Below are 26,763 nucleotides of genomic sequence, written 5' to 3'. Positions count from 1 at the left end.
AATTGCGTAGTTTTGAGCTATCTAAAGTATTAACCATTTTCTAACAGACATGAGCGTACGCATAGAGAAAGACACCATGGGCCCGGTTGAGGTGCCCGCCGATAAATACTGGGGTGCCCAGACCCAACGATCAAAAGAAAACTTCACTATTGGGGGGCAGTTGATGCCGCGCGAGGTCATTGAGGCCTTCGCCATCCTGAAAAAAGCCGCTGCTTACACCAACACCGAGCTGGGCGTTCTGCCTCAGGACAAAGCCGAGATCATCGGGCGCGTATGCGACGAGATCCTGGCCGGTGAGTTAGCCGATCAGTTTCCGCTGGTGGTATGGCAGACGGGTTCCGGTACCCAAAGCAACATGAACGTGAACGAAGTGGTAGCCAACCGCGCGCACGTTTTGCTAGGTGGAGATCTGATGGACGAAAAGAAGAAAATCCACCCGAACGATGACGTCAACAAATCGCAGTCATCGAACGACACCTTCCCGACGGCTATGCACATTGCCGGCTACAAAGTGGTGGCTGAGCATACCCTGCCGATGGTGCAGAAACTGCGCGATACGCTGCACGCCAAGTCTCAGGAGTACATGAACGTGGTGAAGATCGGCCGTACGCACTTAATGGATGCCACTCCTTTGACCTTAGGCCAGGAGCTGTCTGGCTACGTGTCTCAGCTGGACCACGGCATGCGCGCCCTACGGAATACCTTAGATCACCTGAGCGAGCTTGCCCTTGGAGGTTCTGCCGTAGGAACCGGTCTTAACACGCCACAAGGCTACGCCGAGCTAGTGGCCCAGAAAATCGCTGAATTCTCTGGCCTTCCTTTAAGAACCGCTGAGAACAAGTTTGAGTCCCTAGCAGCGCATGATGCCATCGTGGAGACTTCCGGTGCGTTAAAGCAACTGGCGGTTAGCCTGATGAAGATTGCCAACGATATCCGTTTGCTGGCTTCAGGTCCGCGTTCCGGAATCGGGGAGATTATCATCCCGGAGAACGAGCCGGGTTCTTCCATCATGCCAGGCAAAGTGAACCCAACCCAGGCCGAGGCCATGACCATGGTGTGCGCCCAGGTCATCGGGAACGATGTAGCGATATCGGTAGGAGGGATGAACGGCCACTTCGAGCTGAACGTGTTCAAGCCGGTGATGATCTTCAACCTGCTCATGAGCGCCCGCCTGCTCGCTGATGCCTGTGATTCTTTTGACAAGCACTGCGCCGTAGGCATCGAGCCGAACTACGAGGTGATCAAACGCCAACTGGAAAACTCCTTGATGCTGGTGACTGCCCTAAACCCGCACGTAGGTTATGACAACGCGGCCAAGATCGCGAAGAAGGCACACAAAGAAGGCACTACTTTGCGTCAGGCCGCCCTTGACTTAGGCCTCCTCACCGATGAGCAATTCACCGAGTGGGTACGCCCCGAGGATATGATCGGCAGCTTGAAAAAGTAATCCAAGGTTTTAAGCCCCTTTTGGCGAAAACAGCCCTAAAACAGAAAGGCCCTTCCGCAGTAGCAGAAGGGCCTTTCTGTTTTAGATCAGATCAAAAAAGAAGGGCTACTCATGCGAGCAGCCCTTCTTTAGTATTCTTATTGTTGCAGGTACTTATACTCTAATGTAGCTGTGGTCTGGTTATCAGCGCCGCCTCTGTTGATGGCCGTCACTTTGAAGATAACGTAGTTGTTAGTGTCCACCAGTTTGGCGATGTACACGTCTCCGACCACCAGATCAGCAATGGTGGTTACCACTTGGCTCGGCGTGGCCGAGGACCCTGTGTAATACGCCTGACGCACGCTGTTAACGGTAGCGTTGTTATATACAGCAGTTGTGGATTTCACAAAAGCAGTTTTGTTCTCGGCCTTGACCGCAAACTTGTTGCTTCCTACACTGGTCACGGTGATATCCTTGTTCGTAGTAGCATTCTCGGTTCCTACATTGGCTCTTCCTACAAAGTTGAAAGAAGTAGCCGCCGCATCACCGTTGATCCCTATGGTGGCGGTGGCAGTTTCCGTGAAAGGAGTAGCGGCTACAATGCTCACCGGAGCGGAAGTAACAGAAGCGGAGGTTTTAGGAGAAACCGCTTTCGCCTCGAAACGGAAGGTCACATCCTGACCAACAGCATTGGCTGGAACTTTCACATCTACGTTTCTAGTAAGCGCTGCCCCAGATTTGGATAAACTAATTTTATCAATTCTGGTTTCAGGGTTTGCGCCCACCGTTGCGTACACGTTTAGACTGTCCAGGTCTTTGAACAGAATGGCCGATGCAGCGGTAGTAGCGGTAGCGGTGGTAACCCCGTTTTCATTCAGCACCAACTCATACCGAATCACATCATCGGCAGTATTAGCCCCGGCGGTCACCGCAGAACGATGCGCAACGCTCTTGATCTTGATGGTAGGGGTGGCTTCGGCTACTCTGAACGAAGCACTTCTGGTTTTGGAAGAATTGTTCATCCCAATGGCTTTGGCATCTAACCGCACGGTGGCCTTATTGGCAAGTCCGGCGGGCACCACGTATTCCACTACTAGGGTATCAGCTCTCTTGATTTTAGAGAAAGCGCCTTGAGCCGGAACGGTTTTTACCACAGAGGAGTCTTGGTTGTCAATCTTTTGTAAAAGCACAATCTCTTTCACATCAGATTTGTTGTACACTAGCTCCATTTTCACCGTTTCACCTACCGCGTATTTAGCAGCTACCGGCAGTGTACCGGTAGCCTGGAAAATCTGGAAAGAGTCTTCGGTGATGCTGTAAGGTGGCTCGTAATCTTCTTCGCATGATGTCAAAGACAAACATGCCAAAGCAACTACTGGCAGGGCCAGGTATTTATTAAAAATGCTTTTCATATCTTCTTTTAGCTTAATTCCTGTACACTACCTTATTGTTGATCCCACCATACGGGCAGGGTCACATAATCCTGAGCACCCCAGCCCATTCTAGCCACTTCGGCCGGGTTGAACTGAGTCTCTGTTTGAGCAGGAGGCATACGGCGCACAAATTTCCCGTTCAGAAGCGCGTTTACGCCGGTAGGCTCTTGGTAACCTGGGTAGATCGTCTCATCGAAATCAAATCTGCGCATGTCTGACCATGATTCTGGGTTCAGGAACATGGCAATGTATTTCTGTTCCATAATGTTCTTCAGGGTCAAGGTAGTCTCGCTCTGGGCAACGGCAGCGCTGGTCATGTAAGTAGTTTGGGCAGCAGCGGCCACTCCTAGCTTAGTCATGTGCGCCGTGATACCGGCTTTGTAGGCATTGAAGGCCCGAACTTTGTCACCCTTCCGGAAAGCGGCTTCTGCTTCAATGAAACGCATCTCAGCATTGGTCACGATTGGGAAAGGGCTGTTATCGGTGGTATAGAAGCCTCCGTGGAAATCTGTAGCGGCAAGGGCTGGAGAAGAACCTGCACCCGGCACGGCTCCATTACTCAAAGTAGGGGAGATGATAGGGAAACGAGGATCATCAGCGGCAGTAGCATCACCCAGCAAAGTAGTTCCGTTCAGAAGGTTCACGAACATCTTCCCGAAGGTGTAGCTGGCAAAGTTAGCTCTGGTTGGTCCAAAGATGCTGGTTGTAGCAGATTCTACACTGGTAGGTTGTCTGTACCCCAAAACCGCATCGTCAGCATTCGATTTAATGCCTTTGTCAATGGCGGCCAAAACCGCGTCTGGGTTGTAGGAAGCCTTTTTGGTCAGGTGGTTCAATTGACGAGCCTTCAGAGAGTTCACCAACTTAATCCATTTGCTTACATCTCCTTGATAAAGGATGTCGCCGCTTACTGGGTTATTGGTATAGAAGGGACGCTTATTTTCTGTGGCTGGCTTGGAGAATTCTACTTCGGCCTCGTCCAATAAGGTAAAGATGGTCGCGTAAATCTGCTCCTGCGGATCATACTTAGGCGCAATGTTGGTGTATCCTTGCCAAGCCTCGGTATAAGGCACGTCACCCAGCATATCAGTCAGGTGGGCCATAATGATGGCCTTCATGGCTTTACCGGCACCTACGTAGTAAGGAGAACCTTCTGCCTCAGCAGACGCGATCATAGGACCGATGTTGCTGCCCACCAGATAATAGGTGTTGTTGAAGGTAGAGGTAGAGTTACCTGGCGTGAAGAAGTACTGGTCAGTGGCAATGTTGGCCGTTCTGCCGGCTACATTCTGCGTGATCTGGCCCACTCTCAGCTCGGTTAACAGCTGCACCTGCAAGCCGTTGCCAATGATGCTGGGTAACAAGTAATTTGGAGTAGTAGAAACGGGGTTATTTGGATCTTCATTGACATCCAAAAAGTTGTCGCAGGAGGTAAGCCCTAAGCCTACCACTGCGCAAAAACCTATGATAAATTTTTTCATGATGTGAGTCTCAATAATCTAGAAGGATAATTTCACGCCGAAGTCAACACCTTTGGTACCTGGTACACTTCCGTAATCGAAGCCACCTGAACCACCACCACGTACACCTGCTCCGGCCGAAGCTGTTTCTGGGTCAGATCCTGAATATTTGGTCAAAAGAAGGAGGTTACGGCCAGTTAAGTTGAATTCCACGTTTTTGAATGGAATGCGTCCGAAAGCTGCTTTCGGTAAACGGTAGGCCAAGGTCACGTAACGCAGACGAACCCACGAAGCGTCTTCAATGAAGTCATCACCTACCACAGACATGATGTTACGGTAGTAGCTTTCAGTTAACTCTACTTCTCTGGTGTTAGGCACGTAGCTCACTTTCCCATCGGCGCCGGTTACGGCTACTACTCCTGGGAAGATCGCTTTCTTGTAACGGTCTAAGGTACGGGTGCTCAAACCGGTGCTCACCAACGTAGCCTCATTTCCGTTCACTACCACTCCGCCTTTGCGGATATCGGTTAAGAAAGAAAGTGACAGGTTGTTGTAGTTGAAGGTGTTGGTGATTTGCAGGGTATAGTTTGGCGCACGGTCACCGGCATACGTGAATTTCTGATCCACGAAGGTTGGGTAACCAGTGGCGCTGATGATCATCTGGCCGTCTGGAGCACGCTCATACTGCATGGCACTCAAGCCGCTCAAAGAACCACCCTGGAACACACCACCTCTGGCAAAACCTACAATCCAGGCATCGGACTGGTAAATCTCGGTCAATGGGTAAGGGATGCTTACTACCTTGCTTCTGTTACGGGAGAAGTTAGCTACTACATCCCAGTTGAAGCCGCCATTCTGGATAGCGGTACCAGACAAGATAGCTTCAACTCCTTTGTTTTCTACGGTTCCGCCGTTCACATACTGCAGGATGAAACCAGAAGCCTGGCTTAGACGGGGAGCGATGATCTGGTCAACGGTTCTGTCATTATAATAAGTAACGTTGAAACGCAGGTTGTTTTTAGAGAAGTTGAAGTCTAAACCGGTCTCGAAGGAGTTCTTGGTTTCTGGCTTCAACTCTGGGTTACCCCCAAAGAAGTTATTCCGGAAACCACCACCCAGGAAGGTGTTGTTGGTCAAGGGAGATGACACGCGGTATGGAGGTGAATCTTTACCTACCTGGGCATACGAAACATTGAGCTTACCAAACTTCAGGAAAGAGCCTGAACTAAGCGGCAAGTGCTCAGTGAATACATAGCCTAAGCTGGCAGATCCGTAGGCAAACGAGCGGTTTTTCACCGGCAGGGTAGAAGACCAGTCGTTACGGCCCTGCAACTCTAAGAACAGGAAGTTGTCGTAGTCAAAGCTTACCCGTCCAAACGCGCCAATCAAACGACGCAGAGAGTTCCGCTGGATCACGCTGCGGTTGGTAGTGTTGTTCAGACCCACAAACTCCGGGTTCTGGAAAATCAAACCTAAATAGTCAACACCTTTGGTTTCGGTTTGCTCTACGGTGTTACCTACTACCACACCTACCCCGAATTTCTCGGTGATATTCTTGTTAGCGGTTACCACAAAGTTAGAGGTGTACTGCTGAAACTGGTTTACCGAGATGGCTAGACCACCAGACTGGTTGTTAGGCAAAGAAGTACCGGGAGCACGAACACTTTGGGTACGCTCTGTGTACACGTCGGTACCAATACGGTAGTTGATCTTCAACCAATTGGTTGGGTCAAGGGTGATGCCTACGTTCCCGATGATACGGTCGGTACGGTCTGTCTGTGGGTTTTTATTAACCGTGAAGTAAGGGTTGTCAATGTCACCGGTTACGCTTTCCAATAGTCTACGACGTGACCCGTCTGGGTTCTGCCAGTCAGACATGTTATCGTTTAATGGCCAGTTGAAGATACTCACCAGGAAACCACCGGTTCCACCAAACAGTCCCGGACCTTGCAATGCTCTTTGCCCGCTTGTCTGCAAGTAGTTCGCAGATCCGTCAAAAGAAAGCTTGTCGTTGAATTTGGCAGTACCTGATACACGCACCGAGTTCTTCTGGTATTCTGTCTCAGGCACCACCCCACCTTGGTCTAAGTGGTTGGCAGAAATGTAGAAGCTGGTTTTCTCTGATCCACCTGAGATGCTCAGGTTGTGGTTCATCTTGAAGCCGGTCTGGAAGAAATCCTCGATGTTGTTGTAAACAGGTTGTCCTTCCTGGAATCTTGGTCCCCATGATCTGCGGGTAGTGGCATCGTACACGCCGTTGGTTCCCTGCTGATACACCTGCTGCACTTCTGGCAGTCTGTTTACCTCGTCAAAAGAGAAAAGGCCGTTGTAAGTAATAGAGGTCTGCCCGGCAACACCTTTTTTGGTGGTGATGATCACAGCACCGTTACCGGCACGCAGACCATACAAAGCAGCAGCCGCTGGTCCTTTCAGAACGGTGATAGAAGCGATATCATCTGGGTTGATGTCACCCGCCCGGTTAGAGGCACCCACTGAGCGACCCAGCATCCCGTTGAAACCGCTACCGGCACCTGGCGCGGTAGACTCCTGGAACGAAGAGTTGTCTACCGGAATACCGTCAATTACAAACAAAGGCTGGTTGTCACCGTCAATGGAAGAACCCCCTCTGATCACGATGCTGGAGCCTTCGCCCGCACCCCCACCAGAACTGGTGATGTTTACCCCGGCTACTTTCCCCTGCAGGGCGTTCACCACGTTCTGCTGACGTGACTCTTCCAGCGCCTGACCGCTTACCTCTTGCACGGCGTAGTTGATACTCTTCCGTTCCTGGGCAATGTTGAAACCTGTTACTACTACTTCCTCCAATGCCTTGGAGTCAGATACCAGCGCGATATTGATGGAATTGTCTACGCCTATGGTACGCTCCTGTGGAAGCATGCCAATGAAGCTGAATACCAGCACGCTACCCGGGGCTGCCTGGATAGAATAACGACCTTCGGCATCAGTGGAGACGCCGTTGGAACTGCCTTTCACAACTACACTCACGCCGGGCATGGCAGAGTTGTCTTCGGAGGAGGTGACCCTTCCGGTGATGGTCTTGCTTTGGGCAAAACCTGCCTGAGCAATACACAAGCTCAAGGCTACTAACAATAGCCGTAACATTATTCTCATAAAAAAGGATTAAGGGGTATGGATTGTTTTTGGGTTGATCTGCAGAAATAATGGAAGTAAAAAGTAGATCAATTCATAGAGTAAGCGAAAGCGTAAGGAAACCAAAACATTCAGAAAAAAATCAGTAAAGGCAGTGCGAAATTATTGATTTGCTAAAAGCATCTTCTTTATCAAGCCTTAATTATTTTTTTAGCCAAAAACTCCTTTGATTTAGATGATTTTCTAATTCAGCCTGCAAAATAGGCCAGCCTCAAAAAAGCTGCTTTTAAATATAATTTTGACTATATAAAAAATGACTGGAAAATTATAGAAAAGTGGGCAAAGCAGCACTAGAAATAATAAGTATTTTTAGCTTACTTCTAGTTGTCCCTAATTTTTATTTAAAAATTTATATACTTTTTTAAAAAAATTTAATAACGAAAGTCCTTAATCTACTTCAGAGAAAGAGAGGATGCTTTTACCCGTAGAAAGGCAGGGCAGGCCGGCTACATTGATTGCGGTTGAACATCCTAGATTCTGTTAACTTAGCCCCTGAAAGCTAAGCCATTTGTACTGCCTCGTCCGCTATCCACCTAAATCAAAACTATTGTGAACCCTATCTCTACCACTGTTCCTGCTTCAGAAGAAATCATTCCTCCCATAGAGGCTGTTGCTACCTCCAGGCCACGGCTTAAGTCCTTGGATGTGTTCCGGGGAATCACAGTGCTGGCCATGATCTTGGTGAACAATCCAGGAAACTGGGGGAAGATCTACGCCCCACTCAAGCATGCTACCTGGCACGGCTGCACGCCCACCGATCTGGTATTTCCCTTCTTCCTCTTTATAGTAGGTGTTTCCATTGCCTATGCGCTGTCGGGGGCCAAACAGCTTCCTGAGAAGCACAGAGGTACTATCTTCCGGATCATACGGCGTGGGCTGACGCTTTTTGCCCTAGGTCTGTTTTTGGCCTTGTTTCCCAAATTCAACTTCGAAACGGTCCGGATTCCGGGGGTGCTGCAACGCATTGGCGTGGTCTTCATCTTTGCCGCCATTATCTTCCTGAAAACCGAGCGCCGCACCCAGATTCTGATCGCGGCCTTTCTGTTAGTAGGCTATTGGGCTTTGATGATGTTTGCTCCGGTTCCGGGCGTGGGAGTTTCTAATTTGCAACCCACCACCAACCTGGCCGCCTGGCTGGATAACTCGCTTCTACCTGGTCACCTTTGGAGCTCCACCAAGATCTGGGATCCGGAGGGAATCTTGAGCACGTTCCCCGCGGTGGCTACAGCCCTTTGCGGAGTATTAGCAGGGCAGTGGTTGAAGAAGAAAGACGATGCCGGAAACAAGATTGCCTGGTTGATGGTGTGGGGCGTGATTTGCACGTGCCTCGGCTTGATCTGGGACTTGCATTTCCCCATAAACAAAAGCCTCTGGACGAGCTCCTTCGTATTATACACCGCTGGACTTGCCATGTTGGGCCTGGGTCTCTGCTACTGGCTCATTGACGTGAAAGGCTATCAGAGATTCACTACGCCGTTTTTGGTCTATGGCGTAAATGCCATCACCGTGTTCTTCCTCTCGGGGCTTATCCCCAGGATCATGTCTATGATTAAAGTAGACACGGCAGCCGGCGAGGTTGACAGCAAGACCTTTCTTTACGAATCGTTCTACACGCCGCACCTAAGTCCGCACAATGCCTCATTGGCTTGGGCTCTCACCTGGATTCTCTGCTGGATGGCCATTCTGTGGGTGATGTACAAAAAGAACATCATCATCAAAGTGTGATGTAGTGCCTGCTTCTCTCAGATTGGAAATCTATTTTTAGGCCGTTTTCAGGAAATCACCTAAAAAGCGTGTTGAGAAAAACAGGCAAGATGCCTCATGTAACAGAACCACCTACTGCGCTTGCCTTGCGTAAGAACCCCAAATGGAAAGACAACAACCCACTTTTATCCGGAGGCGCTTAAACAGTTTCGGGTATGCCCTGAAGGGAATCACAGCCGCTTTCCGCTCCGAGATCAACCTGCGGTGGCATGTGTTGTCGGCGGGGATAGTGGTGGCAGCGGGGTTTTACCTGGGCCTGAGTTCCATGGAGTGGGTGGTCATTTGTTTTGCCATCGGCCTAGTCTGGATGGCCGAGCTCTTCAATACAGCCCTGGAGGTGGTGGTGAACCTGGTTTCGCCGGAACGCCATCCGCTGGCGGGCAAAGCCAAGGACATAGCCGCCGGAGCGGTGCTGGTGGCTTCCCTTACCTCGGCTATTGCCGGGTTGCTGGTGTTTCTGCCGTACTTATGGGCCTGAATGGAATAAGTATACCTAAACATTCTTTCTGAACGCCACGTTTACTACTTTTGCCCGATTCTGAAAGGCAAAAGCCTGTTCTGTGACCCAATTTACCTGAACTATGACTACAAACGACGTTCTTAGAAACCTCACTGAATATAATGTATGGGCCAACTGGCGCGTGCTAAAAAGCCTTGACCGCATTGAAGGAGACCTGCCCGACTATGCCCAGCTGATGTTCAGCCACGTGCTTAATGCCCAAGCCATCTGGATTGCGCGTATCACGGGCACCAAGAGCCCGGTAACGGTTCTGCAGAGACACAGCCTGCAGGAATTGCACCAACTGCACGAGCAAACGTCCCAGACACTGGCCGACCTGTATGCCAACGCTGATGATGCCGAACTGAACCGCACCATTGAGTACACCAACACCCAAGGAAAGGCTTACTCTACCAAAGTGCAGGACATCCTTACCCACGCCATTAACCACGCCACCTACCACCGCGGGCAGGTAGCGCGTGAACTGCGTTTGGCGGGCCATGAGCCCATCAACTCAGACTACGTTACCTATGTGCGCATCCGGTACGGCCAGGACCTGGAAATCTGATCTTACGAATTCGTTTTAGGGCCTTTTCCCAATAAAAAGCCTTAAAACAACACTTGTCTATAAAAGAAAAGGGGAGGCCTCTGCAGGCTTCCCCCTTTTCTTTTATAGACAAGTACGTTAGTTCAGGTCTACTGCCGGAACTTCGGTGATTCTATCGTTGGTGACCACAATGTTGGTGAGTTCCTTATCCTTATAAGGCTCAGCGGTGCTGAACTGCACTTTGTAAGTTCCGGCCGGAACTCCTTTGATCAGGTAATGACCGGCATCATCGGCAAATCCTCCAATAGTATCGTTGGCCGCGGAAATTACCAGGATGCCAGGTTTAGCAGCGGCAGGGGTCACGGTTCCTTTGATTCCCCCGGCTACCGCCTTGGTCAAGGTCCTGATTACGGGCTTAAGGTTGAACTGTCCGCTATTACCACGTGGAACAATTGACTTAGCGGCGTCAAAGTCTAGCAGCAGTACATAGGTGACATCCGCTTCCAGGTCTGCGTTGATCTGCAGTTTCAGTCCGGAGGTCTGGCCGCTAGGCGTAGTCAACGGACGGGGAGTGGTTTCTCCTTTTAACCGAAGGGAATTGTTATTGCCCAAGACTAATCTTATCTGCGAAATGCGTCCGGGAGGCAGGGTAGCGCTGGCGAGCAACGTATCACGGCCGTTGGAGAAATCAAGCAGGTTGTACACCCCAGGTTTGATGGTTTCCAGGGTTTCCCAGCCTGCTTCCTCGTCGCTGCCATCGCGGTGGATCTGCACCGAGCGGATGTCTACGTTTACTTCTTCATAATCGCCGGGAGCATCGGTGAGCCGAACTTCCATGTGCGCTGACCCAGCCGGGTCTTTCTCATCAGAATCTGAACAGGCAAACCCGAGGGCGGCCGTCCACAGCATGGCAAAAAAGAATCTTTTTTTCATAGTAAAAAGGTGAGTTGACTATGACCACCCTTTTCGGCGGCCGCCACCTTATACGCAAGGTTGGCGGAAATCTGCTATACAAAAACAGAGCCGTTTTTAGCCTATTTGAAGAAAAAGGGCTAAAAACGGCTCTGTTTATATGGTTATTCTTACTACTTCTTAGTGGTATCAGCTGGTTGTGAGGTGGTTGGCTTTCTTGGGGCAAGAAGTTTATTCAGCCTTGATTTTGCTTCGGACTTAAGTTTTTGCTCGGCCTCTTGTCTTTTCGCTTCCAGTTCCTGGCGCGCTTTGAGTTCTATTTCCTGCTGCTTTTTAGCCAATTCTAGTTTCAAGCTGTCTTTGTTGGTGGGTACGTTCACGTTCAGCTTTTCTTTTACGCCTTCCAGTTTATTGGTTACTACCTGTTTCACCAACGAGGAAGCCTCGGCTTTGAGGCTGCTGCCTTTCAGGGCAACGGCAGGGTCATTGTAGTTTCCGGTGACGCCTAACTGGAGCGTTACCCGTTCCAATCCATTGAGGTTTTGCACACCCGTTAAGCTGGTGATCTTGCCGGCAAGGGCGTTTCCAACTTTTCCGGAGGGCACATCCATGGCTACCACGTAGTCTACTTTTCCACTAACGTTGTTGGTGCCTCCCACCGTCATCTTGATATCGCCCACGGCAAAATCAAATGGTTTTACTACCAGGTTCCCGCCCACGATCTCAGCCGCGAAGCCTCGGTTCTTTAGGGTGAAATTCTGCACTTCCTTCAGGTTGGTCAACTGGCTGATTTTGCTCAGGGCTTTGATGTTCGTTACCACGGCTTCCACAACCTCTATCATGCCTTTTCCGGAAAGTGAGCTTAAAACAGGCATCATGTCACTGCCCAGTTCCCCGCTGAAGTTAAACTTAGAAGAGAACTCACCTTTCAATAGTTTGGCAATTGGTGCGATTTGCTGAATGGTGTTGAAGGAGTTAAAGGACTGTTGAAAATCAAGATTCTTGATGTCCAACCCGAAAGAGAAAGTGGGGTGGATAAGGTCTCTTGAATCATATGTTCCCGTGGTGGAGAACTGCCCGCCTAGGGTGTTGAAAGTAACATCTTCCAGTCTGGCTATCTGATCTTTAAGGCTCACTTTCCCTTTCAGATTCTGCAGTTTGAGGTTGTCATAGATTACCATTCCTGCCTGGGTTGTCAACACCATATCTAGGTTCGTGGGGATCTGTACCACGCCTTGGGCCTCATGGGTGGATGAAGGGACCGTTTGGCCGGTGTGTTCATCTACCATCCACTCGTTCACGTTGAAGTTGTTGGAACGCAAACTGAAGTTTCCGCGCAGCGGCTGGTTCTCAGAGAACAGGTAGCCCATGTAATTGGAGACTGTGCCATCCATCTGCACATCGCTCTTGCCCAGGAACCCGTTCAATTGCTGAAGCGCCACCTGCTCGTTGTTGAAAGTAGCTTTGGCTGAGTTAATGCGCATGCCCTGGGGAAGATCGGTGCTCTTGTAGTTCAGGTTGGCAATCTGCACGGTTCCGCTCGCCTGCACGTTGCCGTAACGGCCCGCGTCTACATCGGTCATTTTTCCTTTGGCCAGAATGTTTCCGTTCAAACGTCCGCTGAGGGTGGTGCCTTCAATGGGGAAGATCTTGGTCAGTTTAGTCAAGTCTAACACGCCTTTCACATCAGCATCGAACTGGGGCTGAGCCAGGTTCTTGATCGCGACACGGCCTTCCAGGGGTTCTTTGTCCAAAAGCATCCTAAAGCGGGAAACCTGGATATCGGTATCAGCAGCGTTGCCGGTGCGGTTCACTACGGTAGAAGCCACAGTTACTTGTTCCAACGGAGCGGGGAAGGAGGAAGATTTCACGTAGCCATTGGTCAAATTCAGTTTGGCGGTCACCACGGGCATATGGTTCTCAAAGTACACGCCTTTGGCATTAGCGTCTATGTCCAGCAAGCCACGAAGGGTGGTGCCTTCCAGCGGGAACACTTTCGTAACTTCGGCTAAGTCTAGTTTGGCTTTCAGGTTTCCGTCTACTTTCATCGGTTCTAAGCCATCAATGACTACGCGACCATCCACGGGGTTCTTGCCAAGGTCAAGGTGCAGTTTGCGGACATCGATCAGCGTGTGGTCAATGTTACCGTCAGCGTTCTTCACGCTCATGTCAATGTTAATGTTTTTGGCGGCCTGCGGAAGGTCTGGGTACTGGAAGGTTCCGTTGTTCACTTTCAGGTCTACCCCGAAGCCGGGCAGGGTGGTCTCGTTGAAGACGCCTTTCACATATCCATTGAACGCTACCTTGCCATCGGTCTTCACGTCTTTAAAGTTCTCAGTGAACACGCCGGGCACCAGCGAGAAAATGTTTTTGAAATCGGTCTCCAGCGCCTTAAAAGTTAAATCCAGATTGATGTCATCGGTGGGCATGGCAATGGAACCTGCCATCCCCAGGGCAAAATCATTGATCCGGAAGTTGTTGTCTTTAAAGGTGTATTTTGAATTGGCCAGGTCCATGGCCATGGTCACATCGGCGTCCAGTTTCTTGTTCTCAATGTAGTTCACGCCACCGTACGTCATGGTGAAGCGCTCGGCCTGGGTTTTGGTTTCCATGTCAAAAACGTCTTTGGCCAGGTCACCGCTGCCGGTGTGCTGCACGTTGTAGGCGTTCACGGCAAAGGGAATGCTCAGGTCTTGGTACACGATCTGGCCGTTGTTGACCTTCCATTCCTCAATGCCCATCTTGAAATCGGTGGTGTCCTGGGCTTCTGGGGTAGCGGCGGTGTCCGGGATAAAGATGTCCCAGTTAGCTTTGCCGCTTTTAAGCACCAGCAGTTTAATGCGCGGCTCATCCATCTGCACAGAGTTGATCTCAATCTGATCGCCGGAGATCACACTCATCAGGTCAAGACCCAGGTTGAAATTCGGTAAATAGGCAAGGGTATCGCGCTGGAACGAGTCTTTTCCTATAATGGTGAGCTCTTTCACCCCCAGGCCCAGGTCTGGGAATGTGCGAAATAGCGACAGACTTACGTTATTTGTTTCGTATAAGACGCGGGCATTGATACTTTTGGCAATCTCTTTATCCAAGCGCTCTTTTATTTTATCTTTGAAGAAGACAGGAATAAGGGCGGCTGCAGCTAGCAATACTACAATAAAAACTGCCAGACCTATAAATACTTTCCTCATGTTAGTAATGATGTGTTTTCAGCTTGTAAGTTTAGGTATTTTCAGATGAATATACGCTTACAGGAGTTCCTGCAATTTGTGTGCCGTGGAATCATCGGGAAGAAGACCGGTTGGAGAAGCTTGTGGGTAGCAGGTTGTTTTTCTCTCTTGTCGCCCTTTGGTGCGATGGCGCAGGAAACCGTCAGTACATTACCCTATGCCCACCGTCTCTTTTTAAACCCCGCATTCACCGGATTATTGTCTGACTACAGCATAACTGCCGGATACCGTTCCCAATGGACGGGCGTGAACAACGGGTTTAGCACCCAATGGGCCAGCGGAGAGTACCGGTTTCAGGAAAACAAGAATGCCCTAGGTGCCACGTTTCTAGCCGATAAAGCCCCAACCGGCGGGTACCAGAAAATACAGGCAGGCCTGTTATATGCCTATCATACCAAACTACGCGAGAAACTGGACTTAAGCGCCGGAATGCAGGTGGGCTACGGTTCGCAGAAACCCTCCACGAACGGGCTTGTTTTTGAAGATCAGTTAAATTCAAATGGGACCATTAGCGGCCCTACGGCAGAGACCTTTGGATTGGATAAAACCTCTTACCTGACTTTGTCTGGAGGGCTGCTGCTTTTCACGCCACAGTTCTGGCTTGGGGTTTCGGGGCATCATGTCAACAACCCTCAGGTGGGCGAAATGGCGGCTAGTACGGTAGGGCCAACTTTCCAAATGCAGACGGGTTACAGGTTCTATGTGCGCAGCCATTTTGACCGAGATCATTTTGAGGAAATCAGCTTTATTCCTACGCTTTCGTATACCCACCAGCGCAGCTTTAACCGCTTAGATGCCAGCGTTTATGCGAACATAACTCCGGTAACGGTAGGATTAGGGTTAGCTTTTTTACCCGGCGCAAAAAATACTTCATTTACAAGCACTTTTCAGGGGTTAGTTGGCGTTACACATACAGAATTTAAAATAGGATACGGGTACCGGCATCCGCTGGCGGCAAGCCCTATTTCACTGGGCCCAACGCATGAGCTGGTTCTCTCTTTTGAGAAAGTGGATTACTTGAAGATTTTCAAAAGATCCGGTTCCGACAAGAAATACAATCGGATTGCTTGCCCGGCATTCTAATTTTCTATATTATTGCGTGTTAAAAGCCACATTTGATCTAAAGAATACAATTTTACCTGGTATTTACCATTTTTATGAAACTTTCTAAACATTTAATGTACGTTCTGGCGGCGGGGGCTGTAGTTTTCTCCTCGTGCTCCAAAAACAACCGTCCTACTAGCCAGGATCCCGGGAAGAACAGTACTGCCACCGGTATCTCTTACGATGATGAAGAAGGTGGTTTTGCTGTAGCGGACTATAGCGACGTACCTGAAGGACCCGGTTTGGTATTTATTGAAGGTGGTAGAACTACCCTTGGTTCTTCAGAGGAAGATGTGGCCATGACCCGTGACAACATTGAGCGTACCGTTACCGTGGCTTCTTTCTACATGGACGAGGCGGAGGTAGCCAACATTCACTGGTTGGAGTACCTGCATTACATCAGAAAAGACTCTTCTGAAGAAATCTACGCCAAGGCTTTGCCCGATACCACTGTTTGGGAGCGTGAGCTTTCTTTCAATGACCCTTACGTAAACTATTACCTGCGTTACCCAGGTTTCCGCTACTACCCGGTAGTAGGGGTGAGCTGGTTACAAGCCCAGGATTACTGTACCTGGCGTACTGCTATGGTAAACAAAAACCTGGCGAAAGACTATGATGGTGAATTAGCCGAAGGCGCAACCCCTCCTGTTGAGTCAGGCGCCGTTCTTCCGAACTACCGTCTCCCAACAGAAGCTGAGTGGGAATATGCTGCTCAGGCTTTGATTGGAACCCAGTTGAGCGAAGAAGAAAACCAAACCAACAAGCGTATCTATCCTTGGGATGGACACCAAGTGCGTAACCCATACGGAAAAGGCCAAGGTCAGTTCCTGGCTAACTTCAAACGCGGCCGTGGTGACTACGCCGGTATTGCTGGTTCTTTGAATGATGGTGCCATGATCACCGAGTACGTGTACGCTTACCCACCAAACGACTTCGGTCTGTACAACATGGCTGGTAACGTGAACGAGTGGGTACAAGACGTGTACCGTCCGCTTTCTTTCCAGGATGTAGAAGATTTGAACCCAGTTCGCCGTAACGGGGTACAGGATGACTCTTCTCTGTATGACGTAGCCGGCTTCCAGTCTCTGATCACCAACACCGTGCGCGTGTTCAAAGGTGGCTCATGGAAAGACGTGGCGTACTGGTTATCTCCAGGAACCCGTCGTTACATGGAGCAGGATTCTGCTACTTCAACTATCGGTTTCCGTTGCGCCATGATCAACACTGGCTCAAACAAATAAGAAATCACATTATCTCAATAAAACAAGAAAGGCCGGTATATCCGGCCTTTCTTGTTTTATAAGGGTTTGGTTTGGGTTTACCCAAATATTTTAGGGCAGCATTATAGAGTGTAAGCAATAGAAGCTACACTGACGGCACTTGCTCCGTTCTTCAGCAGGATATCGGCACAGGCTTCAATGGTGGCACCTGTGGTAATGACATCATCTATCAACAGCACATGCTTTCCTTGTACTGCCTCGGGCTTGTGGATAGTATATAATTGACGCATTGCTTCCCACCTAGCTTGTCGGTTCTTTGTGGTTTGAGTCCCGCTCACCAAATTCTTCTTTAAAGCGTCTGCCACTAACGGAACTTCCAGGTTCTCGGCAATAGCTTGGGCAAATCCCTCTACCTGGTTGTAGCCACGCTGCTTAAGTTTACTCTTATGTAAGGGCACCGGCACTACCACATCCACAGGCTGGAATTCCTCCTGCTCTCGTAACTGGGCTCCAAACCATCTTCCTAAGAGCTCACCTACTTCTTCCTGTCCTTTATATTTCAACTGGTGGAGTAACCGCTGTACGCGTCCTTTCTCCTGGAACTTAAGGTAAGCCACGGCCAACTGAATAGGCACTCTTCCCCAGAAAACTTGATGCAAGGGGTTCTGGGTAGGGGAGAGGTGAAAATCAGAATAAGGAAGTTTGATGCGACAGTGACTACAGATGACTTCTTCGCCCATAGCCAGTTCTCCACCGCAAGCCCGGCAATCCTCTGGGAAAAGTAAGGCCAGAAAATCATGGTAAAGCGACCTGAGGACCATCTGCGGCTGTGGCATAAACTATACTTAAAAATTTTTTGATGTAACTTTACAGTAGCGGCGCAGAATGCCGCCTTTAATGACGCATAAAATGAGCTTAGTAACAGAATTTAACGACTACCGCACCCGCATGAACGAGAAGATCATGGAGGCGGACAATAAAGTGATCAAACGCTTTTTCAACTTGGATACGAATGCTTACGCCGAAGGGGCCGTAGATGTTAAAACCAAGGAGATGCTGGGTCTTGCCTGCTCCATGGTTCTTCGCTGCGACGACTGTATCAAGTACCACTTGGGTAAATGCTTTGAGTGCGGCCTCTCAGATGAGGAAGTATACGAGGTCTTCGCCATCGCGAATTTGATTGGTGGTTCCATCGTGATCCCGCACTTCAGAAGAGCCGTGGAGTACTGGGAAGAGCTGAAAACCGAAGCGCAAGCCTAAGTCTAAATCGATTTTCGTTTCGGGCCTGTTTTCAGGAAATCAGCCCTGAAACAGCTCTGTTTCATCTGTGGATTACTTCCTTTTGCGCCGTCCACCTACGGAAAACGCCAACAGGGATAATCTACTTAAAACAGCGTTTCAGGGCTGATTTCATAGAATCGGGCCGAAAACGAACCTCAAAACCTAGTGGATAGCATAGAGAAATCCACTCTCGCTAAATGCCACTTATGCACACAGAATTTCTATGGAGAACGAAGAAGATTTTGATGTCAGGTGGGCAGCGTTGCGCCAGGACATCAAGAAGAAGTTTGGAAAGAAGCCTGACCTGAATGCTATCCTTTTTTTGGTGGGCGTGCAGGAACTTGGGCAAGGCGTACGGGAGTTCACCAAAGAAGAAAAGCAGGACCTGATGCACATTGCTACCTGCAAACTCCTCAGTTTGTCTGGTTACTATGAACTGGATGGCTTGGATCAGGAAGGCTGGCCACACTGGAAATCGGTGAAACCACTGCCCGCCTGTAACCTGAAAGAGCAGGAGCGCATGCTCAAATGGCACGCCCTTGAGTACTTTGACGAAATGAATTCATGAAGATTATCAGCTACAACGTAAACGGCATTAGGTCTGCCATTTCCAAAGGCTTCCTGGATTGGGTGAAAGCCGCGAACCCGGATGTGCTCTGCTTGCAAGAGATAAAGGCAGACGAGACAAAGTTTGACAAAGCCTGCTTTGAGGAAATCGGGTACCACGTGTACATCCATCCGGCAGTAAAGAAAGGCTATAGCGGTGTGGCCATCCTGTCTAAGGTGGAGCCTAAAAACGTGTGCATCGGGTGCGGCATTGAACAGTATGACCAGGAGGGAAGAGTAATCAGGGCTGATTACAATGGCTACTCCGTGTTGAATGTCTACATGCCATCAGGGTCCAGCGGAGAACATCGGCAGGGATTCAAGATGGAATGGCTCCGCGATTTTCAACAGTACATTCAGGGTTTAAAGGACACTGTGCCGGGTTTGGTTATTTGCGGCGACTACAATATCTGCCACCAGCCCATTGATATCCACAACCCGAAATCCAATGCGAACTCATCCGGCTTTCTGCCCGAAGAACGGAACTGGTTCTCCAATTTCCTGCAGGATGGGTACATTGATTCGTTCCGCCACTTCAATACGGAGCCGCATCAATACACGTGGTGGAGCTATCGGGCCAATGTTCGAGCCAAGAACCTGGGCTGGCGGATCGATTACCTGTTGGTGTCAGAGCACTTGAAACCGTTGATGAAACGGGCGGCCATTTTACCGGAAGCCAAGCACTCTGATCATTGCCCTATCTTATTGGAGATGCACCCCGTGGAAAACTAAGTTTTCTGCTTTCAACTTACCAGATGCGTTTTTAGTCTGTTTCTCTTGAAACAGGCTAAAAACGCATCTTTGTTTTTACTCCGGTGTGGACATCGGCACTCCTTTTTATAAAGTGTCCACATCAAACGTTTGCAGCTTGAAGCAAGAACCATTTTTCCGGTTCGGCTCATTTCTAGCCCTAATTATGTGAAACAGGCTAAAAAGCTTGCAAAATGCTCCCAAATCAAAGAATTAACAATAAATTAGTAAGCAAAAGAGTTAATACTCTGCTGATTAAACACGTATGATAATAAACAGAAACGACTGGTATTCTTTCTCCGACTACTCCCGTTTCTAGGCCACTCTAATCTCCCTTTACTTATGCGGGCTGCCGGTTCTTTAGATACAGTTTTACAGCAGCTTCAGGCGTTCAAGCGCAAATTCTACCTGAACCTGCTTTTTAAAGGCGCTTTACTCACGCTAGGGTTAGTGCTTTCTTCTTATCTGCTCATCACAGTGCTGGAATACTTCTTCTATTTCCAGCCGGAGGTGCGGGCTTTTCTCTTCTTCTCGTTTCTTGCCATCAGTTCCTTTGCCATTGTCAGGTGGATCTGGGCACCTATTATGGCGTTGACGAACCTGAAGAAGCTGCTCACCGATGAACAAGCTGCCCAGCAAGTTTCCCATTATTTCCCCGAGATACAGGACCACCTGCTCAACCTGCTGCAGTTAAAGAATGTGGCGATGAACAATGACCTGGTAGCGGCCAGCGTGGAACAGCGCTCTGAAGAACTGGTAGGCTACCGTTTCCCGGAGCGGATTAAATACACCCAGAACCGCTCTTATTTTAAATACCTGCTGCTTCCGCTTACTCTGGTATTGGTATTGGCCTTTATTTATCCCACCCTGTTTGTGCAAGGAACGGAGCGCATCATCCATTTCAAGCGGCATTACGCCCCTAAGGCTCCTTTCCAGTTTGAAATCCAGAATTCCTCCTTGCAGGCATTCAAAGGAGAAGATTTTCAGCTGAAAGTAAACATTGAGGGAAATTCAGTACCGGAGCAAGTGTTTCTGGTCATTGACGGCCGGCAGATGCCGCTCAAGAAGTTGAAGAACCAGACCTACGTCTATGATTTTGAGCAAGTGCAGGAGTCGGTGGATTTCCAGTTGACCGGTGCCGGCTTCTATTCAGATGAAAACCGCTTAACCGTAGTAGCCAGACCCATGCTTCGGCAGTTGAAGGCCCAGTTAAGATACCCTGCCTATACCAAACGGCCTGCCGAAATCCTGGACAACACAGGAGACCTGACCATCCCCGAGGGAACGCAAGTGACTTGGCGCCTTGCCGCAGACAACGCAGATTCGCTGTGGCTGCAGTTTGATGCTCCGGCCCAGAAGGTTAAAGCACAATCTGAAGACAAGGAATACGTGGTGCGTAAGACGTTCATGCAAAGCCAGCGCTACAGCATGCACCTGAAGAACCGCTACTCAGAGAACAAAGAGCAGATCTCGCACCAGATCACCGTCATCCCAGACCGTACTCCTGAGATTACTTTGGAGCAGTTCCGTGACTCGGTGCTGTACTCTTATTTAGTAGTAGGAGGGACCATCTCAGATGATTACGGCTTCAGCAATCTTTCCCTACATTACCGCGTGCTCAGAGGAAACAAAGCTGCCACGGGCTACAGAGCGGTTTCCATTCCGTTCAGCGGTTCTTTGGCCACACAGTCGTACTTCCGGCAGATGAACCTGAAGCCGCTGAACCTTCAGCCCGGCGACAGACTGGAGTACTTCGTGCAGGTAACGGATAACGACCAGGTGCCGCAACCGAAGAGCGCCCGCACTTCTACCTTCATCTTCAAGTACCCAGACCCATCTGAGGTGCAGAAATCCATCGAGGAAAACTCACAGCAGGTACAGTCCCAGATGAAGTCTTCGCTCACCAAGGCTGAGGAACTGAAGAAATCCCTGGAGCAGAACGAAGAGAAGACCAAGCTGAAGAAAGAACTCTCTTACCAGGATAAAAAAGCCCTGCAGGAACTCGCCGATAAGAAGAAAGCCTTGCAGGAAGAACTGGCCCAACTCCAAAAGATGAACGACCAGTTAAACCAGCAGCAGGAACGTTTTACGCCCCAAAACGAGAAACTAGCCGAAAAACGCGATCAGCTCAAGAAGATGATGGACCAGCTCTTGGACGAGGAAACCAAGAAGCTCTATGAGCAACTGGAGAAACTGCTAGAGCAAAAGCAGCCTCGGCCAGAGCAGATACAGCCGCTCCTGGACAAACTCAACAACAAAGAGGATAACCTGCAGAAAGAGCTGGATCGTCTGCTGGAGATGTTCAAGCAACTACAGGTAGAGCAGAAGCTGGACAACGCCCAACAGAAGCTGGATGACCTGGCCAAGAAACAGGACGACTTGGCGAACAAGACCGGCGAGCAGAAAAACAAACCAGACCAAGGCCTGCAGCAGGAACAGAAGCAACTGCAAGAGGAATTCAAGCAGATGCAGGAAGAACTCAACGAGGCCGAGAAGATGAATGAGCAGCTGGAGAACCCTGAGGACATTCCTGACACCGACAAGATGGAGGAGCAGATTGAACAGGAGCAGGAGAATGCCCAGGAGTCTATGCAAAAAGGCCAGAACAAGAAAGCGAGCCAGCAGCAGAAATCGGCGGCCCAGAAGATGAAGCAGATGTCGCAGCAGATGCAGAGCCAGGAAATGGAGGGTGACATGGAACAAGCCCAGCAGAACCTGGACCATTTGCGGGATATCCTGGAGAACCTGGTAACGCTGTCCTTTGACCAAGAGAAACTGATGAAGGATTTCCGCAACGTGCAGCAGAGCGACCCCCGGTTCATTGGCCTGGCCCAGCAGCAGATCAAACTCTCAGACGACGCCAAAATCATTGAAGACAGCCTGCTCTCCCTGGCCAAACGCGTGCCGCAGATCCAGTCCTTCGTGACCCGTGAGGTAGGTGCTATGGAAGGGGAGATGGAGAACAGCTCAGAGGCCATCAAAGACCGAAACCTGCCTAAGACCGGTCAACACCAGCAACTGGCCATGACCTCCATGAACAACCTGGCCCTGATGCTGAGCGATGTACAGCAGCAGATGCAGCAGGCCATGATGGCCATGCAACAAGCAGGACCAGGCAAGAAGAAGGGCAAAGGCAAGAACGGCAAGAATCAACCTGGCGCCCTGGGGCAGATGCAGCAGCAGTTGAATGAGCAGATCCAGCAGTTGCAGAAAAGCGGCCAAAGTGGTCAGCAGTTGTCAGAGCAACTGGCCCGTTTGGCGGCCCAGCAGGAAATGTTACGCAACGCCATGAAGGACCTGGCGCCATCGCCCACCCAGCCCGGGGGCAAGGAAGGAGGGGAGAAACTCAGTAATTTGAGCAAGCTCATGGAACAAACCGAAACTGATCTCGTTAATAAACGTCTTACGGAGCAGACCATGATGCGGCAGAAAGAGATTCTGACGCGTCTGCTGCAAGCTGAGAAGGCCGCCAATGAGCGCGATCTGGACGAGAAACGGGAAGCCAACACCGCCAAGGAGTTGCCCGCCCGCATTCCGCCATCGCTGCAGAAATACCAGGCAAGGCAGAAACAGCAGACAGAATCGCTCCGTCAGAACCTACCGGCTTTGACACCTTATTATAAAAAGCAAGTAGATGCTTATTTTAAGCGATTAGGTTATTAGATTTGCAGACATTTCAGATATAGTGTACATATTATGAATCAAGTAAAAATTCAGATTCCTTCTATCATTGAGAATATCCGTATCGTGGAGAGCTTTATTGACAACTCGCGGGAGAAATTTCAAATTGAGGATGACATCTATGGTAATATCATGGTTGCCGTGACGGAATCTGTGAACAACGCCATCAGACACGGAAACAAGTTTGATAAGGATAAGAACGTCTATCTTTCTCTTTTTGTAGAGCCCAACCAACTGCGGTTTGAAGTACAGGACGAAGGCAACGGATTTGATCCAGAGACCTTATCTGACCCCACCGCCCCTGAGAACCTGGAGAACCCCGGCGGCAGAGGAATCTTCTTAATGCGTAACCTCTGCGACGATGTTTCTTTCAGCAACGACGGCCGCACCGTTTCTTTAACCTTCAATATTGAGAATGCAGGAACTACCCATTGAGTTCTTTACCGAGGAGGTAGAATTTGAGGTTAAAAACGAAGAGAAGGTCAAAACGTGGCTTTCAGAAATTATTTCGAAATATTCCTTCGAATTAGAATCTTTGAACTACATTTTTTGTTCCGATGAATATCTTCATCAGATGAATGTAGAATACTTAGATCATGATACGCTCACTGATGTCATCACCTTTGATAATTCCGACTTTGAAGGAGTTATTGAAGGTGATGTTTTCATTAGTATTGATCGCATTGTGGACAATGCTACGTCTTTCAACATTACTCCAGAAGAAGAGCTCCACCGGGTAATGGCGCATGGCCTGCTCCACTTGCTTGGTTTCGATGACAAAACGCCTGAGAAGAAGGCTTTAATGCGAACAAAGGAAAACGAGTGTTTAGATCTCCTAAAGTTGTAAACACCTCTTTCTAGAGTTTTCCTCACTTATCAACAATGTTTCACGTGAAACATCACACTAATCCACACTATGTTCACAAGTTATGATGTAATAGTAGTTGGGGCGGGACATGCCGGATGCGAAGCAGCACATGCGGCCGCCACCATGGGGTCGAAGGTATTGCTCGTAACCATGAACATGAACACCATTGCCCAAATGTCTTGCAACCCAGCCATGGGCGGTGTGGCCAAAGGGCAAATCGTAAGAGAAGTGGATGCTTTAGGCGGCATGAGCGGAATCATCACGGATAAAACCATGATCCAGTTCCGGATGCTCAATCTGTCTAAAGGCCCAGCCATGTGGAGCCCCCGAGCCCAAAGCGACCGCATGCGTTTCGCCGAGGAATGGAGAATGGCCCTGGAGCAAACACCCAATATAGATTTCTGGCAGGAGATGGTCTCCGAAATTCTGGTAGAAGACGGCCAAGCAGTAGGAGTGAAGACCAGCCTGGGTATTGACATCAGAGCCAAAGCCGTGGTGTTAACCAACGGTACTTTCCTGAACGGCATCATCCATATTGGCGAGAAGAAATTGGGTGGCGGCAGAGCCGCCGAGAAATCTGCGAAAGGAATCACTGAGCAATTGGTGTCTTTAGGATTTGAAGCCGGCCGCATGAAAACCGGAACGCCTCCACGCGTAGACGGCCGGAGCCTGAACTATGACGTTATGGAAGAGCAGAAGGGGGATGAGAATCCATCCAAGTTCTCCTACACCGATACGCCGGCGCTCACCAATCAGCGGAGTTGCTACATCACCTATACCAATACCAAAGTTCACGATATCCTGAAAACCGGTTTCGAGAAATCGCCCATGTTCCAGGGAAGAATCCAGGGAATAGGTCCGCGGTACTGCCCATCCATAGAAGACAAGATCAACCGTTTCGCCGAACGCGACCGTCACCAAATCTTCGTGGAACCGGAAGGATGGAGCACGGTGGAAGTTTACGTGAACGGATTCTCCAGCTCACTGCCTGAAGATGTGCAGTTGAAAGCGCTGCGCGAGATCCCCGGATTTGAGAACGCTAAGATGTTCCGCCCTGGGTATGCCATTGAATACGACTTCTTCCCGCCTACCCAATTGAACCTATCACTGGAGACGAAGTTGGTGGATAACCTCTACTTCGCAGGGCAAATTAACGGCACCACCGGATACGAGGAAGCGGCCTGCCAGGGCCTTATGGCGGGAATTAACGCCCATAATAAGGTGCATAACTTAGAACCGTTCGTCTTGAAAAGATCAGAGGCCTACATAGGTGTTTTGATCGATGATTTGGTAAACAAGGGTACAAACGAACCGTACCGGATGTTCACCTCTCGTGCGGAGCACAGAATTTTATTGCGCCAAGACAACGCCGATCTTCGCTTAACTGAAAAAGGCTACCAATTGGGCCTTGCCTCAGAAGAGCGTTTGCAAAAAGTGAATCGGAAGAGACAAGAGACCCAAGAAGTGCTCACGTATCTACAGCAGAAAGGAATTGAGCCGGAGGAAGTAAATGCCATGCTGCTGTCTTTAGAATCGGCACCGATAAGTGAGCGGGCGAAAGCCGGCAACTTGTTGAAGCGCCCGAACGTGGAACTGGAACATTTGATACAGTCCTCGGAAAGCCTGAACTTGTTCCTGAGCAAATATTTACCCGATAGCTTGGAGCAGGCGGTTATTCTTCTGAAATATGCGAGCTATATTGACAAAGAAAACCAGATGGCCTCTAAAATGGAGGAACTGGAGAACTACCGCATAAAAGACCGGCTAGACTACAAAGCCATCACGGCACTCTCGAACGAGGCCCGCGAGAAGCTTTTCAAAATCCAGCCAGAAACCTTAGGACAAGCATCGCGCATCAGTGGCGTATCTCCTGCAGATATCTCCATCCTGATGGTATATTTAGGAAAATAGAATGAGCTACGAACGGCTAGACCATTGCCCCATTTGTTCCAAAACAGAGTTTAAGAATTTTCTAGTAGTACAAGACAAAAGCGTCAGCCAGGAGAGTTTCGTGATTGTGCAGTGCCTCAATTGCCAGCTCAAATTCACGAACCCGCGTCCGCCCGAGGAAAGCATAGCCCCGTATTATGCCTCCGAGGAATACATCTCGCATTCAGATACCAGCAAAGGTCTGCTGAATAAAACCTACCGGCTGGTGCGTTCCATGGCCATCAAGAACAAGGTGGAACTAGTGAACCGACTAGGAAACAAAGGCAAGATTCTGGACTATGGTTGTGGCGTAGGGTACTTCCTGCAGGCCTGCCAAAAACAGGGCTGGCAAGTAGAAGGGGTAGAGCCCAATGAAGCCGCCCGGCACCAGACCGAGGAGAAAATAGGGAAGCCGCTGTTTCAAGGCAGTTTAGAAGAAATTGGACAAGAAACGTTTGAGGTGGTGACCTTGTGGCACGTGCTGGAGCACATCCACCAACTGAATGAAACGCTCAAGGCTCTGGTGAACGCCACCAAAAAAGGCGGGCACATTGTGATAGCCGTTCCCAATGCAGATTCCTATGACGCCAAGAAGTACGGTGCCGACTGGGCGGCGTATGACGTGCCTCGGCACTTGTACCATTTCAACAAAGCCAGCATGCAGAAACTTCTCCGGAAGCATAAACTGGATTTGAAGGAAGTGCTGCCCATGAAGTGGGATTCCTACTACGTGAGCATCCTGAGCGAGAAGTACAAGCACGGGCAAACCAAGATGCTGGACTCGTTCTTCACCGGTTTCAGGTCTAACCTGCACGGGGCCAAGAATGATAATTCCTATTCAAGCCAGATCTTCATCGCCCAGAAAAAATAACCCCATACACTAAG

The 26,763-nt window shown here is 49.6% G+C and carries 20 protein-coding genes; 14 read left to right on the top strand and 6 right to left on the bottom strand.

The features are described 5' to 3' along the window. The first annotated feature begins 49 nt into the window (after positions 1–49). Positions 50–1,447 carry a class II fumarate hydratase gene (gene fumC, locus EFB08_RS11155; RefSeq protein WP_123127017.1) on the top strand — a complete coding sequence of 466 codons (1,398 nt, stop codon included), beginning with the start codon at positions 50–52 and terminating at the stop codon, positions 1,445–1,447. Between the two features lie 137 nt (positions 1,448–1,584). Here fumC and EFB08_RS11150 read toward each other — a convergent pair whose 3' ends face one another. The 3 genes from EFB08_RS11150 to EFB08_RS11140 are packed head-to-tail and all read right to left on the bottom strand — an operon-like array spanning position 1,585 to position 7,451. Continuing rightward, positions 1,585–2,838, bottom strand: a complete 1,254-nt coding sequence (locus EFB08_RS11150; protein ID WP_123127016.1) for a hypothetical protein — start codon at positions 2,836–2,838, stop codon at positions 1,585–1,587. Positions 2,839–2,870: 32 nt separating this feature from the next. Further along, complete coding sequence (locus EFB08_RS11145; RefSeq protein WP_123127015.1) at positions 2,871–4,340, bottom strand: SusD/RagB family nutrient-binding outer membrane lipoprotein; 1,470 nt, start codon at positions 4,338–4,340, stop codon at positions 2,871–2,873. Between the two features lie 18 nt (positions 4,341–4,358). Continuing rightward, positions 4,359–7,451: a SusC/RagA family TonB-linked outer membrane protein gene (locus tag EFB08_RS11140; protein ID WP_123127014.1), complete on the bottom strand. Its 3,093-nt coding sequence runs from the start codon at positions 7,449–7,451 to the stop codon at positions 4,359–4,361. A gap of 588 nt (positions 7,452–8,039) precedes the next feature. Between EFB08_RS11140 and EFB08_RS11135 the strand changes: the two genes are divergently transcribed. The 3 genes from EFB08_RS11135 to EFB08_RS11125 all read left to right on the top strand — a co-directional run bounded on the left by EFB08_RS11135 (position 8,040) and on the right by EFB08_RS11125 (position 10,321). Beyond that, positions 8,040–9,215: an acyltransferase family protein gene (locus tag EFB08_RS11135; RefSeq protein ID WP_227006303.1), complete on the top strand. Its 1,176-nt coding sequence runs from the start codon at positions 8,040–8,042 to the stop codon at positions 9,213–9,215. A gap of 142 nt (positions 9,216–9,357) precedes the next feature. After that, positions 9,358–9,732, top strand: coding sequence for a diacylglycerol kinase (locus EFB08_RS11130; protein ID WP_123127013.1), 375 nt, complete (start codon positions 9,358–9,360; stop codon positions 9,730–9,732). A 103-nt stretch (positions 9,733–9,835) separates the two neighbouring features. Further along, entirely contained in the window at positions 9,836–10,321 is a 486-nt protein-coding gene (locus EFB08_RS11125) for a DinB family protein (RefSeq protein ID WP_123127012.1), read from the top strand. Between the two features lie 117 nt (positions 10,322–10,438). On the opposite strand, the gene EFB08_RS11120 is transcribed toward EFB08_RS11125, so the two are convergent. Together EFB08_RS11120 and EFB08_RS11115 are read right to left on the bottom strand one after the other, a co-directional pair. Then, the gene (locus EFB08_RS11120; RefSeq protein ID WP_123127011.1) at positions 10,439–11,233 is read right to left on the bottom strand and encodes a DUF4382 domain-containing protein; all 795 of its coding nucleotides are present in this window, start codon (positions 11,231–11,233) and stop codon (positions 10,439–10,441) included. A 152-nt stretch (positions 11,234–11,385) separates the two neighbouring features. Beyond that, the gene (locus EFB08_RS11115; RefSeq protein ID WP_123127010.1) at positions 11,386–14,400 is read right to left on the bottom strand and encodes an AsmA family protein; all 3,015 of its coding nucleotides are present in this window, start codon (positions 14,398–14,400) and stop codon (positions 11,386–11,388) included. Between the two features lie 45 nt (positions 14,401–14,445). Between EFB08_RS11115 and EFB08_RS11110 the strand changes: the two genes are divergently transcribed. After that, complete coding sequence (locus EFB08_RS11110; RefSeq protein WP_123127009.1) at positions 14,446–15,522, top strand: PorP/SprF family type IX secretion system membrane protein; 1,077 nt, start codon at positions 14,446–14,448, stop codon at positions 15,520–15,522. Positions 15,523–15,596: 74 nt separating this feature from the next. Further along, complete coding sequence (gldJ, locus tag EFB08_RS11105) at positions 15,597–16,784, top strand: gliding motility lipoprotein GldJ (protein WP_123127008.1); 1,188 nt, start codon at positions 15,597–15,599, stop codon at positions 16,782–16,784. Positions 16,785–16,885: 101 nt separating this feature from the next. Here the strand turns inward: gldJ and EFB08_RS11100 are convergent, their stop codons facing one another. Further along, positions 16,886–17,599, bottom strand: coding sequence for a ComF family protein (locus EFB08_RS11100; RefSeq protein ID WP_123127007.1), 714 nt, complete (start codon positions 17,597–17,599; stop codon positions 16,886–16,888). Positions 17,600–17,672: 73 nt separating this feature from the next. Here EFB08_RS11100 and EFB08_RS11095 point away from each other — a divergent pair, with 73 nt between their 5' ends. The 8 genes from EFB08_RS11095 (at position 17,673) to EFB08_RS11060 (ending at position 26,749) form a co-directional block, all read left to right on the top strand. Then, on the top strand, positions 17,673–18,023 hold the full coding sequence (locus EFB08_RS11095) for a carboxymuconolactone decarboxylase family protein (protein ID WP_123127067.1): 351 nt from the start codon (positions 17,673–17,675) through the stop codon (positions 18,021–18,023). Between the two features lie 244 nt (positions 18,024–18,267). Further along, the gene (locus EFB08_RS11090; protein ID WP_123127006.1) at positions 18,268–18,612 is read left to right on the top strand and encodes a hypothetical protein; all 345 of its coding nucleotides are present in this window, start codon (positions 18,268–18,270) and stop codon (positions 18,610–18,612) included. After that, on the top strand, positions 18,609–19,382 hold the full coding sequence (locus EFB08_RS11085; RefSeq protein WP_123127005.1) for an exodeoxyribonuclease III: 774 nt from the start codon (positions 18,609–18,611) through the stop codon (positions 19,380–19,382). The genes EFB08_RS11090 and EFB08_RS11085 overlap by 4 nt, the downstream gene beginning before the upstream one ends. Positions 19,383–19,742: 360 nt before the next feature. Then, positions 19,743–23,063, top strand: coding sequence for a DUF4175 family protein (locus EFB08_RS11080; RefSeq protein WP_123127004.1), 3,321 nt, complete (start codon positions 19,743–19,745; stop codon positions 23,061–23,063). Between the two features lie 33 nt (positions 23,064–23,096). After that, positions 23,097–23,516, top strand: a complete 420-nt coding sequence (locus EFB08_RS11075) for an ATP-binding protein (protein WP_123127003.1) — start codon at positions 23,097–23,099, stop codon at positions 23,514–23,516. After that, positions 23,497–23,928 (top strand): rRNA maturation RNase YbeY, encoded by a 432-nt coding sequence (ybeY, locus tag EFB08_RS11070; RefSeq protein ID WP_123127002.1) that lies wholly within the window; start codon positions 23,497–23,499, stop codon positions 23,926–23,928. The genes EFB08_RS11075 and ybeY overlap by 20 nt, the downstream gene beginning before the upstream one ends. Positions 23,929–23,997: 69 nt before the next feature. After that, entirely contained in the window at positions 23,998–25,860 is a 1,863-nt protein-coding gene (gene mnmG, locus EFB08_RS11065; protein WP_123127001.1) for a tRNA uridine-5-carboxymethylaminomethyl(34) synthesis enzyme MnmG, read from the top strand. Between the two features lies 1 nt (position 25,861). Further along, positions 25,862–26,749: a class I SAM-dependent methyltransferase gene (locus EFB08_RS11060; protein WP_123127000.1), complete on the top strand. Its 888-nt coding sequence runs from the start codon at positions 25,862–25,864 to the stop codon at positions 26,747–26,749. Positions 26,750–26,763 lie beyond the last annotated feature (14 nt).

Origin of the sequence: Rufibacter latericius (genome assembly GCF_003721515.1) — a bacterium.
Classification (GTDB): Bacteria; Bacteroidota; Bacteroidia; order Cytophagales; family Hymenobacteraceae; genus Nibribacter; species Nibribacter latericius.
This window is presented reverse-complemented; position numbering and strand designations above follow the sequence as displayed.